The sequence below is a fragment of the Vibrio nitrifigilis genome (assembly GCF_015686695.1).
GTDB lineage: Bacteria > Pseudomonadota > Gammaproteobacteria > Enterobacterales > Vibrionaceae > Vibrio > Vibrio nitrifigilis.
On record NZ_JADPMR010000004.1, the window covers coordinates 1,165,398 to 1,179,694 of the forward strand.

The following is a 14,297-nucleotide window of genomic DNA, read 5'->3' on the forward strand; positions in this document are numbered from 1 at the left end:
AACTTTCTTCTTCACGTTCAATATACCTTTACTCTCACTAAGTCGGTTTTTATAATCCACCCCCTTTATAGACATTCAAAGACGAGCAGCAATACGATGGAACAATTAACATCGCGCCTGAAGAAACTCGAAAAGCAGAATTATCGCGCTTACCAACAGATTAAAGGCCAATATGATTTTGGAGACTTCACTCTGTATATCGATCATACACAGGCCGACTCACATGCTCCGGCATCGCGACTACGAGCATTTCGCGCGTGGTCTTTAACTGGGCTCCAGTGGTTACTCGATTCCTCACCTGCGTATCAGATTGCAGCCCGAGATTTCATCGCTCGTAGTTTTGCTGAGTTTGCTCGTCATGAGACAGCGGTATCTATCGCACTGACGGGGCAAACCGTTCTCGACTCAACTTCCGTACTATTTACCGAAGAAGGCATTGAACTACGTTTTCGAGTTGACCTTCCTGCTGAAGGCCGCAATATTTTAGCTAAAAAGGCCCTGAATCTATTAACGTTTCATCTACCGAAATTCATTCGTCGTGCGACCATCGCTCGAGAACTTGATATTGACGCGCTCAAACATCATTGTGAAGTCATTGAAGACCAACAGAGCTTACGATCTCAGTTATCTGAGCAGGGCTTAGTGGCTTTTGTTGCAGACGGAAGCATTCTGCCTCGTCTTGCTGGTAATAGTGACTTACCCATGCAAGATGCTATCGCTTTTAGTGCTCCTGAATCATTGGCGGTGACGTTAACAGCACCAAATAAGGGCAATGTTCGCGGCTTAGGTATAAAGAAAGGGATTACCCTCATTGTTGGTGGTGGCTTTCATGGTAAATCAACGCTTTTAACCGCAGTTGAACGATCCATTTACGATCATATTTCCGGCGATGGGCGTGAATACATCGTAACTGACCAAAACGCGATGAAGATCCGAGCAGAAGATGGTCGTTGTGTACATAACCTAAACTTGTCAAATTACATCAACCACTTACCAATGGGAAAAGCAACTGATGACTTTAGTACTCAGGATGCTTCGGGCTCCACTTCCCAAGCTGCTTGGTTACAAGAATCGATCGAAGGTGGCGCTTCAACGTTGCTGATCGATGAAGATACATCAGCGACTAACTTCATGATCCGTGATGAACGAATGCAGGCTTTAGTCGCAAAAAATGACGAGCCCATCACTCCGCTCGTTGACCGAATTGGTCAGTTGCGCGATCAATTAAATATCTCAACATTAATCGTCATGGGCGGATCTGGCGATTATCTTGATGTTGCGGATACAGTCATTCAAATGCACGACTACCAAGCCGTTGATGTGACAGAAAAAGCACAAGCAATAATGCAACAATATCCGAGTGAACGCACTAATGAGTGTGAAACACCACTCGCAAATTTCAAACCACGCCAATTTAACCGGGGCTCTTTACAAAAAATTCTGGCCGACGGCAAATTTCGCGTCACGCCAAAGGGGAAAGAAGCATTACGCTTTGGTAAAGAAACTATCGATATTAGCGCTTTAGAACAATTAGAATCGGCTAGCGAAGTACACGCGATTGGTTGGTTATGGTTTCTGTTTGCACAACAACCGAGTTGGTCATCAAATATCATTCAGGAGTTTGACCACTTACTCAATAGTCATTGGCATGAACACCTGCCTAAGCATGGCGATTTAGCTCGTCCACGCCGTTTGGATATTTTAGCGACACTCAATCGCATGCGCCAATCGCAGTTTAAAGCTTAATTAAAAAAGGAGAGCAATAACATTGCTCTCCTTTTCCTTAAACTAGCGCGAAATATCTCGCATTTAATGGTCACAACGCAGCACGTGCCACGCCTCACACAAGATTCTAAATTTATCTGAGTTGCCATTTTCTCTGTCTGGATGCCAACGTAAAGCAAGCTTGCGCCATGTTTTACGAATATCACTCCATGTTGCTGACTCATCCAATTCAAACAAACGCAACGCTTGTAGTCGATTTAAATTCTTGTGCTCGGTTTCATCTCCACCGACAAACTTACGATAGCGAGTCCAAAATTCATTCAGTAGGCGTCTAACTTCACCTTCGCTCGCCTCATAATTTGACCATTCCATATAATAATCTCGGAGTGGATCATCAGTATCAATATAGTGCATGTCACTACGAAACATTGGACTAAGCACAATGTTCATTGCTTCTACTTGTAACCACTTTTCTGGGTACAAAGTATCTTGGAGCTGATACAGCGCATTCATCATGAGGAAGTTACGTTTGAACAAATCCTTCTCAGGTGCATCATCCAAGTTCGGCATAAATCCTAATTCGCCAAGATGGGAAGCTAACGTGTGCACTTTCCATCCGGATGATTGGTGCTTCAATACTTCAAAAATAGGCCAAACAAGCGGATTTTCCATTTCTGTTTGGAACGTTTTTGTGAGGTGTTGAGTTTCTAACATAGCGCATCCACTGCAAGTTTCGTCGTACCATTCAAATCCATTCCCTGCTCTTTGTCGATAGACGTAGATGGAGAAATAACAGGATTTTGACCTAGAGTCCATTTACTGATGTCGAGTAGCATCAATATTTCCCCTCAAAAGCACGAAGCAGTCCCAAGCCTATTTATCGATACATCTAAGCGATAAACAACGCGGCATCAAACTGTTAACTGAGGTATGACACGGCTCTAGCAATAAGAATAGAACAAGGTAGATAATTGTACGTAAAAAATGACTAATATTTTTAGAGAGTTAACGTTTTTCCCTCGGTAACCTCAAAGTATAAGGATACATACTCATGACCGTTCCTCGTCATCTAACGTGGTTAACATTAATTTACGCCTTGCTTTTTGTCTTTTCGGCTGTTGCCCCTACCTCTCGTTCCGTTTGGATTGCTGAAATTATTCCTGTCGTGCTTATTCTCGCCATGATCTGGTGTGTGTCACTCTATATGCCCTTCAGCAAAACAGCTTATATATTAATGTTTATTTGGATAGCCCTGCATACAATAGGGGCACGATATACCTTCGCCAATGTTCCTTTCGATTGGTTTAATCACATGATTGGTTCATCACGGAATGATTTTGATCGTGTGGCGCACTTTGCTATCGGCCTTTACGCCTATCCTATTGCTGAGTTTGTGATTCGTCGTAAACTCGCCCACACATGGTTAGCAAGAGTGTTTGCTCTGTTCGCAATTATGAGCCTTGCTGCAAGCTATGAAATCATCGAATGGTGGTACGCTTCGCTTGCTGGCGGGGAAGATGGTGCGGCATTTTTAGGTTCGCAAGGTGATATTTGGGATGCTCAAAAAGACATGTTATGCGATACCCTCGGCGCTATCGCTGCACTCATTCTGCTGAGTTGGCAATGTGGTGCCAACTCAGCACGTTTTAAATAGGGCTAATGAGCTTGGGTGTTTTGTTTAATCCACGCTAAATAAGGGTGGAAGCCTTCAGTAAAAGGAACTTGAATAATTTGCGGCACATCGTAATCATGTTGTGCCGTAATAGCTTGCTCTACATCCACGTAACATTCGCGCTGAGTTTTGATCACCATTAATATTTCATTGTCGTGGCAGATTTCACCCTGCCACACATAATGGCTCTCAATAGGCATGGTTTGAATGCATGCGGCCAACTTTTTATCCAGCAAACTTTGAATCAATTCTTGTGCGTTTTCCGCACGCTGCGTCGTTGTTAGTACGATGCAAAAATCTTGGGGGTTCATTACCTACCTCCAAAGGAAATCATCACATAATTTTAGCTGACTTCCTTAACGTGATAAATGTTTAATACCCAAATGACAATCAAACCAAATTTAAATACTTAAATATTGTTCAACTTCACTTAATTTATGCATGACTGCCACAACTTTACTATCCAGAAAATCATGAGCTTCAATACGCTCTGCTGCAACTTTATCACTTTCAACATCACTGAACTGAGCGGGTTGTTTCACCAACGATAAATGTTCTATCGGTGATACTTGTTTAATAGCGGGCTTAAAATGAATCGTGTCTACTCCCGCACTAATCCCAGCTTCAATACCTTGATAAGTATCATCAATATAGACACATTGATCGAGACTATAGCCCATATTCATCGCACAATAATGAATTAAATCCGGTTCAGGTTTCCAACTATTTGCATCAAATGCAGAATAGATTTGATCATCGAAATAGCTACGCAAACCACACAGTTCTAATAGCGATTCAATTTTATCTTTGGGTGAGTTAGATGCCACACAAACATCAATATGATGACGACGTAATTGCTCGAGTAGGGAGACAGCACCAGACATTGGGCGCAACTGATGGTCAAATAACTCATGCGTTCGATGCCGATATTCTATTTCTAGTGAATCGATATCAGCATTAACACCGGTTTTTTCAACGAGCCTATTGAGCAGTTCAGCAACCAAACCACCATCAAAACTCTCTACCACATCATCAAGTGTGAGCACCGCGCCCAATTCTTGGAACAAGCCAAGAAGCACCTGACAACATAGCCGTTCACTGTCTACTAATGTGCCTTCACAATCAAAAATCACACATTGCTTGTTATTATTGTGCATACGGTGGCTTCACCATCATAAATTTCGGTTAATGCAGTGTATGCGCAGATGATTATCAAGTAAGGACAGAGTTAACAGAATAATCTCTTGCCTATTGGGCAATGTAAATATATTCAAACCAAGTCACTAAACGGTGCTTAATCAGCTAAATCAACAACAAAATAGAGTGACTTAAGCCATGCACCGATTACATTAATTCTGGGTAAGCGTTTTCACCAAAAGATTCTAGCCATACTCGTTCGGGACAAACCGAACATTGGGCGGAATGATTGGCAATGACCTGGTTGATAAATACGTGACTGTGACTGAATTCTTGGTTGTCACACATGACTACATCAGAAATTAACCACTGATTATCATCGATGGTCAAGAGGGCTGCCGCAACGGCTTCTCCTTGAGAAAATCCGAGATAAAGAGTGCAAGGTTCTGAATAGATAATTTGCGTGAAAAATTCGACTAGTGCTTCTTTTTCTTCCGGTGCAGTTACCCGATTCGCTTGCAGCAAAGAAAACATGATCGTCATGCGGTGAAAGTCAGCGGCAAGCACGTTGGGATGAAGGCTCTGCTGGTGCGATGGTGAATCAGTGAATGGAATAGCTGATGCTTTCTGGCTGAGTGATTCATAGACCTGACGTCCTCTGATACTTTCAGGTGTTGGGTAATCGACCTCTACTTGCTGCCATAACCAGCGATTTTTCACGTTTAGTAGTTGAGAAGGCATCGTCGTCATAATATTGGTTCATCTATCCTGAACAGTCTGAGAAAGCTTTAACATCAGCATGAAACAGATGGTAAAATAACTGTAACTTAAGTGGAATAACAAGAATCTGAGTCTGGAGCATACTGAGCATTGCGGCTAGCAACAAGGTATTTGTACTGATTTATACCCAAATGACCAAATTTTCAAATCAGTGCTGTGCCTAAAAGCCAATACATTCGCACTGAAAAAGCATCTTAAGGTAAGTTTGGTATAAAATTAACAAGGCAAAAAAGCGATATTTGAATCTAAATCACGTCCATATTCTAGGGCATAAATAGAGTTTACCTTCTAGCGAGTGCACTGATTTGATAGCATAGGATAACTTAGTAGCTGTTGTACAATGTCGCTCATGTCAGGCACAGCTCAGACGAATAATGGATCAAAGAATATGTTAAAAAGAATACTTGGTGTGGCCATCATCGCTTTAGTATTGAACGGCTGTGATAACTCAGAGGTGGGTGATGTCAGCCTTGGGCTTTTCACCACCAAAGATATCAAAATCGACACATTAAATGACCCCATCGTGACAGGTGTCACTTGCCATATCGCAAGTATTGAAGCAAACCTTAGCCTATCAGACCCATCCGATTCATCCATTGCGTGTCGCCAAACCGGCGAAATCACACCAGAAATGATCGCTGATATTGATAAATCGAACTCAGGTGAAATTGTGTTCAAAAAATCAAAAAGCATTTTCTTTAAGTCAATGAAAATACGCCGCATATTTGATGCTAAAAACCAAACACTCATGTATGTTTCTTATTCAACAAAAGAAACTTCTGGCAGTTTTAAACACAGTTTATCGACAGTTCCATTATGGGGAACTAAGGCATTTAATGCTTTCCCAGCTGATAACAAATAAAGTCGACACGTACACTCTCTGATGTAATTTCAGAGAGTGTCAATCCGTTATTGATAGATCAAAAAATCCAATACCTCACCTATTTTATGCTATTATCCGCGAAATTTTTTTGTAGCTGAATCCTCATGAAATTTCCTGGACAACGTAAATCTAAACACTATTTCCCAACAGAAAAACGCGACCCTCTCGTGAAACAAATGCAGCAAGCCCCTGTACTGTATAACCCAACCATTATTGGGATAGGGCAAACCCTTGTTGATATTGAAGCGAAGGTCGACACCGAATTTCTAAATAAATACGGATTGAGTAAAGGACACTCACTTGTTGTCGAGGAACAGACAGCCGATGCTCTCTACCAAGAGCTGGTCGACAGGGAATTAATAACCCACCAACACCCTGGTGGCACAATTGGTAATACATTACACAACTATTCTGTACTTGCTGACAGTAAATCTGTCTTACTCGGCGTGATGTCCAAAAACATTGAAGTAGGTGATTATGCCTACCGCTACCTGTGCCGCACTTCTTCACGCGTTAATATGAACCACTTTCAAACCGTAGATGGACCGATAGGACGCTGTTATACACTGATTTCTGAGGATGGTGAGCGCACATTTGCCATCAACCAAGGGCAAATGAATCAATTGCGCCCAGAAAGTATCCCAGATCACATTTTTGAGAAAGCCTCAGCCCTACTGCTCTCTTCTTATTTGATGCGTGGAAACCCTGGCGATCCTATGCCTCAAGCTGTTCAACGTGCTGTAAAATTAGCCAAAAAGAACAATGTTCCTGTGGTTTTAACCCTTGGAACGAAATATGTTATTGAAAATAATGTCGAATGGTGGCAAAACTACATTAAGGAAAACGTTTCCGTTTTGGCTATGAACGAAGAAGAAGGATTAGCCTTAACCGGACACGACGATCCACTTATGGCATCCAATCAGGCGCTTGAGTGGGTTGATTTAGTCTTATGCACAGCTGGCCCAATCGGTTTATATATGGCTGGCTATGTCGATGACGCTGCGAAACGCGAAACGGAATCTTCGTTATTGCCTGGCAACATTCCTGAATTTAACAAATATGAATTTAGTCGTGCGATGCAAAAATCGGTATGTGATACCCCTGTGAAGATATACTCTCACATCGGTCCGTACTTAGGTGGCCCGGCTAAAATAAAAAATACTAATGGTGCGGGCGATGGTGCACTCGCTGCTTTGCTACACGATATGGCAGCCAACAGCTATCATGCGAAAAATGTTCCTAACTCAGCCAAGCATCAACACCCATTTTTGACCTATTCATCTTTGTCTCAGGTATGTCGTTACGCAAACCGCGTAAGTTATGAAGTGTTAACCCAACACTCACCACGACTGTCTAAAGCTCTGCCAGAGCGTGAAGATAGCCTTGAAGAGGCATATTGGGAGCGTTAAGCAAACACATCAAACAAAAGAGCAGCTTAAGGCTGCTCTTTTGTTACCGGTTAACTTTAACCAGCTGATTTTGAATAATAAAAATTATAATTTTAAAAAACGTCGGATAAGTATACCCAAGTAACCTCAAGATGCTGTTTCAGCGAGAATGGTTTCGCTCTTAGGCAAGGCACTGATTTGAAGACATAGTCATTCTACGTTGAAAATCAGTAACACAGCCTAAGAGCGAATAAAACTCGCCCTTCGGGAGCTCATCAACAAACCTATTTCTGCGCCCAATCACGTTAAAAGGGAATGACCATTCCTGCCGTGATTGAGCTTGACCTAGGCTCGTTGATGAAGCTCTGAATCCTGCATCTTGAGGTCATTTGGGTATAATAATATGTCACTTGATATTGATAATTGTGATAGGATAACTGACTCAACAAGTTGATTATTATAAGCAAATGTTGATATATACATAAAATACATCTCTTGATTATGATGTAGCGTTTTATATAAAAATGCAGAATAAATTACGTACGGTGACCATCTTCCACTGACATATACGACTGTAGTAGTGTAACCATGACTTTAAGCGAAGAATTAATATTAGACATAAATGACTTTCATCCGCTTTTCGAAAAACGTCTGCCACATGTGCTAGATATTTTTTCCGAAGGTTTATTTCATGTGGATAGCGCATTACAAGTAACGTTTTATAATCCCGAGTTTTATCAAAAATTTGGCATTAAATCTAAAACGATTAGTGTCGATGAGTGGTTAGAGTACGTTCACCCTCTTGACCGTCAAAGTGTAAGCGCAGCGATAGAGCGACAAGTCTACAGTCCAGAACCCAACAAAATCCGTAATATCCAATTCCGTTTAAGAACAACAAGCCGCCAATACATTTGGATAGAAACACATTCCGTTTTGAAATTTGATGGTGATGAATTCTTCATTGTTGGCCGTCATTGCGATGTATCAGAACAAAAGCTTTTTGAATCCTATCTCCAGCAAGCCGCTTATTTCGATAGTGCATCCGGTATGTTCAATCGAGCAAAATTATTAGCCGATATCGAGCTGGCACAAAATACAGCTGAAAAACACAGTCTTATTTATATGCAGATAGATGATATTCGCACATACGTAAATCAATATGGCAATGAAGTCGTCGAACATCTTATTAGCCATGTTATCGCGGCGGTCCAAGTCGATTCAAATGACTTAGTTGAATGTTATCGAGCTCGGTCTGATGATTTCGCAATTATCGTGAAAGGAGAACACAGCAAGGAAGAGCTGTACACTCTTTGCCGTTCTATCTACACAGATTACACAAGTGCCATTCAAGGACATGGTCATCTATACGGTGAAAACATCAGTATTGGCGTGTATCCTAATTTCGAGCTTAACGTCAGTCCAGAAGACATCATTAATATCGCCTCACGTACTTGTCAGTTTGCCTCAGAGCAAGAAGAATCTTGGATAGCGATTTATCAAGGGAAAACCCAATCAAAAGTCGATCGTTTCTTTTTTGTCGAACGAGGTCTAAAAGAAGCCTTACATTCACATTCGTTAAGCGTCAAATTTCAACCAATTGTTGATGCTGTAACAGGTAAAGTAGCAAGTTTTGAAGCTTTAGTGCGTTGGAAATCAAAAGAGTTCGGCGAGATTTATCCAGATGAATTTATTCCCGTCGCAGAAAAAAAAGGCTTAATTAATGAATTGGGTTATCAAGTATTTACTAAAGCCTGCCAATTTATCACTCATTACAACCATAAAAATCATGTAACGGTGCGAGTCAACGTTAACGTTTCAGTACTGCAACTTTTAGATCGTTCTTTCCCCGAACATATCATGCGTATCGCAACAGAGTATGGGATAGAGACAAAATCGATTGTTTTAGAATTAACTGAAACCGTTATTTTAGATGGAAATAAAAACGCGCTGATCCAGCTACAGAAACTCAGTGAATTAGGCTTTAGATTATCATTAGATGATTTTGGTACCGGCTTTAGCTCAATCAATAGTTTCTTTGATTTACCACTCAATCAAATAAAAATCGATCGCACCATGGCATGCAAAACCATGCAGAACTTCGCCCTCAATGAATATCTTGAATTTATCATTCATCTTTGTGTGCAAAAAGGAATTGATATTGTGATTGAGGGGATTGAAAACAGTGTCATGTATCAAAAATTTAGTGAATTAGGCGCCTCATATCTACAAGGCTATTGGTTCTCTAAACCACTATCGTTAGCCAGTGCCAGTTACTATACATTATCTAGCAATAACTTAAGCGCTGCGAACCAAGAAACGCCGCTAACACTAGTGCAATAACACCTTTATCGCTATCAAACAAATAATAACAATGTGTTAGTTTAGCGAGCCCCGCGTATATGAATAAATAATCCGCCTAACCAGCAGCACAGATAGGGACAGCCCCCCTGCCCCTTCAATTCACACTTTTTCGTTGATTTAGCTACGTCGATTCACTCTCATTAGCCCAATAAGAGCTAACATCATTAATCCTATGACACCAGCACTACCACCACCGCCACTTGATGTCGTTGATACACTGCTATCATCATCAGAAGATGAACTGGAATCGAGACTTCCACTGTAACTCGCCCTTTTTGCATCTGTGGCTGTGTATTTTGCTGTCACCGAACCTGCAACAACTTCGTTAATCCAATCCACGTAATTAGAGACTTCAGTAAATACCCCTGTTACACCGCTCGAACCTAAAGCTTGTCCACAAGTCGAGGGGCCAAAACTGGTCACGCCAATTTGTAGGTAACCACTACCGGTTGCACTAGAATCCGTGGTGTCATACATGGGGCCACCAGAGTCCCCTGAACAAACGCCACTACTTAAACTAGTGGTGCTATCTCCACTACTCGTACCGGCAAAACAAAGTTGGGAATCATTAATATTGGCAAGGTCTGTCTCACATGTCGCGTTATCCACGTAGTCCATTTCAGTTTGGAGCAGTATGTTACTTGTGCTACTACTTGATGACGTTTTCCCATGACCAATTGTGATAAAGGTATCATCACTATTCTCTCGATAGCTATTGTAATCTTGGCTTGGTAAGCTAACGACCCCACTAACATTCAGACTGGATTCCAATGTGATCACCGCAATATCATTTGGCCATAACTCAGTGGAAGAGTATTCATAATCATCGGGATAATAAAATGATTTGGCCTGCACGTAGGTCGCATTTCCAGGGAAATCTGATAGTTCATCAACTTGAGCAACGACAGTATAGAGAAGGTATGACTCATTCGGTTCACTATCTTCATCGGTAATACAGTGGGCTGCAGTGAGTACATGGGTACTGTCAATCATGGTTCCCCCACAATACATACCATAGGTGTAGCCCCCCGAATATTCACGATAATAAAATAGGGTGACATAGGCTGGATAGGCGCTGGCGGATGCTTTCGTACCATTAACGATATAAGTAGAAACGTCAGCCGCAGAAGCAGTCAAACTAGTGAGCAAAAAGGTAAGTAATAACGTGATATTTTTCATAGGGACAATCTAGTGGATAAGCAACATTAAGCTTATACAATCGCACCAAATTATCTAACCTGTTTTTCATTGATTTACATATTTGGCTCAGGATCACAATATTAACCAAGATGCATTATAAGAGCCCAAATCAACCTCGATAAAAATAAAAACAGCACTACCATAGTGCTGTTTTTGTCGTTACAAATTATCAGGTGCTATCAACCGCGATAATAATGCTGAGGAACAAAAGGCATTTTACTTACTGTCATCGGTAATTTTTTACCACGAACTAACGCCCAAACTTCAGTATCGATGGCAGAAAATTCAGTGCTTACATAAGCCATTGAGACCGGTTTTCCAGCTGTTGGTCCAGCGGTACCACTGGTGACAATACCTATCTTATTGTCGTTTGCATCATAAAGTTCTGTCCCCTCGCGCACAGGTGCTTTGGTTTGCCCCACAAGTCCAACCCTTTTACGCACGACATTCTTAGTCGCAATTTGGTCTAAGATGATTGAGTCACCAGGGAATCCCCCTGCTCTTTCTCCGTCTGCACGACGAGATTTACTGATTGCCCATAATAAACTCGCTTCAACGGGAGTTGTCGTGGTATCAAGATCGTGACCGTAGAGACACAAGCCGCATTCCAAACGTAAAGAATCGCGAGCTCCTAAACCAATCCACTCGACTTCAGAAAATTCCGTTAATTTACAAGCTAGCTCTTGTGCTTTATCTGCAGGGACTGAAATTTCGTAGCCATCTTCCCCCGTGTATCCGCTGCGGCTAACAATGCAGTCGATACCAGCGATATCGATAGTTTGGATATCCATAAAACACATGGATGCAACAGCAGGTTGTAGTTGAGAAAGTACCTTCGCGGCTTGTGGCCCTTGTAAAGCAAGCAGAGCGCGATCTTCGATCACTTCTAATCTAACGTTATCAGGAAGATGAGATTGAATATGAGCGATATCTTGTGCTTTGCATGCCGCATTCACCACCACGAACAGATGATCACCGAGATTAGCCACCATTAAATCATCTAAAATTCCGCCTTGCTCGTTGGTGAAAAACGCATAGCGCTGTTTACCTTGAGGCAAATCGATAATATCAACTGGGACTATGGCTTCTAATGCAGCGGCGGCGTCTGGGCCCGTTAAACGTAACTGCCCCATGTGCGACACATCAAACAATCCAGCAAACTCACGAGTGTGCAAATGTTCCTTTTTTACACCCAGAGGGTATTGTACTGGCATATCATAGCCAGCGAATGGGACCATTTTAGCGCCCACTTCAAGATGAAGTGCGTGAAGAGGTGTGGTTAACAACGGTTGGCCAGCATCTAAGTTTTGGCTCATAACTTTCTCCCTTGATCGTTTTCGCACAGTAAATGAGCGTTAACGTGTTATTCCTAAATACCATTATGTTTCCAATAATAAACAGAATGCGAAATTTTCTCTCAATAGACAAGTAAAAAGAGCCAAATTCGCGATTACAGTCGTCACAAGCGGTCATTTAACGTAAAAACCAATGGATAAACAATCAAAGGCAAACGTTTGCATTCATTATAGGAAACCTTAGTAGCATAAAAAAAGCGCCAATAATGGCGCGTTTTTATGCATTGATATAAGAATAGGGAGAATATTTATCGAGTGTTCGCCGTAACCCACAGGATTAAAGCGTCTTCTTCACTTGTCGAAACGAGCATATGCCCCATCGTAGCATCGTAATAAACGCTGTCCCCTGTCATTAATTCTACTGGCTCATAAAATTCAGAATAGAACATCACAGAACCTTCCAAGATCAAAAGAAACTCTTCACCATCATGACGAATCCAGTCACGATATTCGTCAAATGCCCTAGCGCGCACACGACTTTTAAATGGCATCATCTTTTTATTCGACAACTGTGTGGCGAGTAACTCATGTTCATACGTTTGAGTAGGATGCGGCTTTCCTGAGCCTTTACGCGTAATATCTCTACGGCCTGTTGCAATAATTTTTTGTGGTGGTTCAAATAGTTGAGGCATATCTATCTGTAACCCAAACGCTAATTTTTGCATCGCTTGGAAAGTTGGAGAAATCTGTTCATTTTCAATTTTACTTAGTGTAGAACGAGCGAGTCCAGTTCGTTGACTAGCCTCTTCTAAGGTTAAGCCCAGTTCTCCACGAATGGTTTTGATCCGCTCCCCTAAACGTAATGGCTCAATATTTGGTGCTTCACTTGCTTCTCTGGCTAGTGTCATTGAGGGGTATTCATCAAAAATATTATCGGACATGATTTCTTCAACTTATTGTTAGGCGTATATTTACGAAGCAGTAATACACTTTCATTATTGATGCTCATAGTATGCCTTAATCCTAGCGCATGCTTCACCTTATGAACATAAGTTTCCTATAAGAAACTTTTCTATTGATCATTGTTACCACACCGAGTATGTTATCAACTTATTGGTGAATAATGCACAAAGGTAAGTTCGAATAACTTATCGTGATGCAGTTACCAAACGCCGAAGCCCCCCGATTATCGGTGAAAACTTCGGCGATAAACTATTTATCAGTGATGTAAAGTGGATAAATAGAGCGAAGGAAGCTAAAAAAGATTATGGATAATCCGGCTCTGAAAAGTGATATAACACCTCTCACATTTGATTTCAGAGTATGCACTAAATCTTAACGATGGGTGCACCACGACTGTTCAAATATTCAAATCTGATACATAGCGTTATTCATCTTCAATATCGAGATGTCCACACGCTTGCCTCGTTCTTATTCTCTGCTTCTATCATTGCCATAATGAGGTTAAAAGCCAAAGGCTACGCAAACGATTACTTAATTATTGTGCCTAACTGGCATGGCATAAATCGGTGATCAAAGGCACAAACATGATGGCATATCTGTTGCAAACTGATTTTATTCAATCAACCGATTTTACGCTGCCATCGGTTTTAACTAGGAAATTTTACGAAGATCACAGGACGTAACCCTGAACTATTTTTCGATAAAAAAGCACCTATGCTTAGCGTAGATCTTAACAGTCAATAATGCTGTTCATGCCCATTAAGCAAACAGTAAAACAATAGTTTTCAACCGGTAAGTGGTCGAGCAAAGTGCAACAACAGAACATCACAACATGGTCATTTGGGCGCTTTGGCCTAGCGGCTCACTTTACTTAACCCTATTTATCGATACGT

The 14,297-nt window shown here is 41.4% G+C and carries 13 protein-coding genes; 5 read left to right on the forward strand and 8 right to left on the reverse strand.

The window, feature by feature from the left end:
• Positions 1-96 precede the first annotated feature (96 nt).
• Positions 97-1,746 carry an ABC-ATPase domain-containing protein gene (locus I1A42_RS21605; RefSeq protein ID WP_196124948.1) on the forward strand — a complete coding sequence of 550 codons (1,650 nt, stop codon included), beginning with the start codon at positions 97-99 and terminating at the stop codon, positions 1,744-1,746.
• Positions 1,747-1,809: 63 nt separating this feature from the next.
• On the opposite strand, the gene I1A42_RS21610 is transcribed toward I1A42_RS21605, so the two are convergent.
• Complete coding sequence (locus I1A42_RS21610) at positions 1,810-2,439, reverse strand: DNA-J related domain-containing protein (RefSeq protein ID WP_161157642.1); 630 nt, start codon at positions 2,437-2,439, stop codon at positions 1,810-1,812.
• The gene (locus I1A42_RS25090; protein WP_268982069.1) at positions 2,433-2,561 is read right to left on the reverse strand and encodes a hypothetical protein; all 129 of its coding nucleotides are present in this window, start codon (positions 2,559-2,561) and stop codon (positions 2,433-2,435) included. The genes I1A42_RS21610 and I1A42_RS25090 overlap by 7 nt, the downstream gene beginning before the upstream one ends.
• Before the next feature lie 215 nt (positions 2,562-2,776).
• Here I1A42_RS25090 and I1A42_RS21615 point away from each other — a divergent pair, with 215 nt between their 5' ends.
• On the forward strand, positions 2,777-3,379 hold the full coding sequence (locus I1A42_RS21615) for a DUF2238 domain-containing protein (protein ID WP_196124950.1): 603 nt from the start codon (positions 2,777-2,779) through the stop codon (positions 3,377-3,379).
• A 2-nt stretch (positions 3,380-3,381) separates the two neighbouring features.
• Here the strand turns inward: I1A42_RS21615 and cutA are convergent, their stop codons facing one another.
• From cutA to I1A42_RS21630, 3 genes are all read right to left on the reverse strand, one after another.
• A complete protein-coding gene (gene cutA / locus I1A42_RS21620; RefSeq protein ID WP_161157640.1) occupies positions 3,382-3,708 on the reverse strand; it encodes a divalent-cation tolerance protein CutA in 327 nt (108 codons plus the stop codon).
• 90 nt (positions 3,709-3,798) lie between these two features.
• Positions 3,799-4,554, reverse strand: coding sequence for an HAD-IA family hydrolase (locus tag I1A42_RS21625; RefSeq protein WP_161157639.1), 756 nt, complete (start codon positions 4,552-4,554; stop codon positions 3,799-3,801).
• A 187-nt stretch (positions 4,555-4,741) separates the two neighbouring features.
• A complete protein-coding gene (locus I1A42_RS21630; protein WP_196124952.1) occupies positions 4,742-5,284 on the reverse strand; it encodes a hypothetical protein in 543 nt (180 codons plus the stop codon).
• 418 nt (positions 5,285-5,702) lie between these two features.
• Here I1A42_RS21630 and I1A42_RS21635 point away from each other — a divergent pair, with 418 nt between their 5' ends.
• The 3 genes from I1A42_RS21635 to I1A42_RS21645 all read left to right on the forward strand — a co-directional run bounded on the left by I1A42_RS21635 (position 5,703) and on the right by I1A42_RS21645 (position 9,925).
• Complete coding sequence (locus I1A42_RS21635) at positions 5,703-6,176, forward strand: CreA family protein (RefSeq protein WP_161157637.1); 474 nt, start codon at positions 5,703-5,705, stop codon at positions 6,174-6,176.
• Positions 6,177-6,301: 125 nt separating this feature from the next.
• Positions 6,302-7,606 (forward strand): inosine/guanosine kinase, encoded by a 1,305-nt coding sequence (locus tag I1A42_RS21640; protein WP_161157636.1) that lies wholly within the window; start codon positions 6,302-6,304, stop codon positions 7,604-7,606.
• A 567-nt stretch (positions 7,607-8,173) separates the two neighbouring features.
• Positions 8,174-9,925 (forward strand): sensor domain-containing protein, encoded by a 1,752-nt coding sequence (locus tag I1A42_RS21645; RefSeq protein WP_196124954.1) that lies wholly within the window; start codon positions 8,174-8,176, stop codon positions 9,923-9,925.
• Between the two features lie 138 nt (positions 9,926-10,063).
• Here I1A42_RS21645 and I1A42_RS21650 read toward each other — a convergent pair whose 3' ends face one another.
• From I1A42_RS21650 to I1A42_RS21660, 3 genes are all read right to left on the reverse strand, one after another.
• A complete protein-coding gene (locus tag I1A42_RS21650; RefSeq protein ID WP_196124956.1) occupies positions 10,064-11,125 on the reverse strand; it encodes a S1 family peptidase in 1,062 nt (353 codons plus the stop codon).
• A 200-nt stretch (positions 11,126-11,325) separates the two neighbouring features.
• Positions 11,326-12,462, reverse strand: a complete 1,137-nt coding sequence (gene gcvT, locus I1A42_RS21655) for a glycine cleavage system aminomethyltransferase GcvT (RefSeq protein ID WP_196124958.1) — start codon at positions 12,460-12,462, stop codon at positions 11,326-11,328.
• Between the two features lie 287 nt (positions 12,463-12,749).
• Positions 12,750-13,382, reverse strand: a complete 633-nt coding sequence (locus I1A42_RS21660) for a helix-turn-helix domain-containing protein (protein ID WP_161157632.1) — start codon at positions 13,380-13,382, stop codon at positions 12,750-12,752.
• Positions 13,383-14,297 lie beyond the last annotated feature (915 nt).

Excerpts from the sequence above, each read along its gene's own strand:
- I1A42_RS21605 (WP_196124948.1), top strand. The coding sequence starts at position 97 with ATGGAACAATTAACATCGCGCCTGAAGAAACTCGAAAAGCAGAATTAT.
- I1A42_RS21610 (WP_161157642.1), bottom strand. The coding sequence starts at position 2,439 with ATGTTAGAAACTCAACACCTCACAAAAACGTTCCAAACAGAAATGGAA.
- I1A42_RS25090 (WP_268982069.1), bottom strand. The coding sequence starts at position 2,561 with ATGCTACTCGACATCAGTAAATGGACTCTAGGTCAAAATCCTGTTATT.
- I1A42_RS21615 (WP_196124950.1), top strand. The coding sequence starts at position 2,777 with ATGACCGTTCCTCGTCATCTAACGTGGTTAACATTAATTTACGCCTTG.
- cutA (WP_161157640.1), bottom strand. The coding sequence starts at position 3,708 with ATGAACCCCCAAGATTTTTGCATCGTACTAACAACGACGCAGCGTGCG.
- I1A42_RS21625 (WP_161157639.1), bottom strand. The coding sequence starts at position 4,554 with ATGCACAATAATAACAAGCAATGTGTGATTTTTGATTGTGAAGGCACA.
- I1A42_RS21630 (WP_196124952.1), bottom strand. The coding sequence starts at position 5,284 with ATGACGACGATGCCTTCTCAACTACTAAACGTGAAAAATCGCTGGTTA.
- I1A42_RS21635 (WP_161157637.1), top strand. The coding sequence starts at position 5,703 with ATGTTAAAAAGAATACTTGGTGTGGCCATCATCGCTTTAGTATTGAAC.
- I1A42_RS21640 (WP_161157636.1), top strand. The coding sequence starts at position 6,302 with ATGAAATTTCCTGGACAACGTAAATCTAAACACTATTTCCCAACAGAA.
- I1A42_RS21645 (WP_196124954.1), top strand. The coding sequence starts at position 8,174 with ATGACTTTAAGCGAAGAATTAATATTAGACATAAATGACTTTCATCCG.
- I1A42_RS21650 (WP_196124956.1), bottom strand. The coding sequence starts at position 11,125 with ATGAAAAATATCACGTTATTACTTACCTTTTTGCTCACTAGTTTGACT.
- gcvT (WP_196124958.1), bottom strand. The coding sequence starts at position 12,462 with ATGAGCCAAAACTTAGATGCTGGCCAACCGTTGTTAACCACACCTCTT.
- I1A42_RS21660 (WP_161157632.1), bottom strand. The coding sequence starts at position 13,382 with ATGTCCGATAATATTTTTGATGAATACCCCTCAATGACACTAGCCAGA.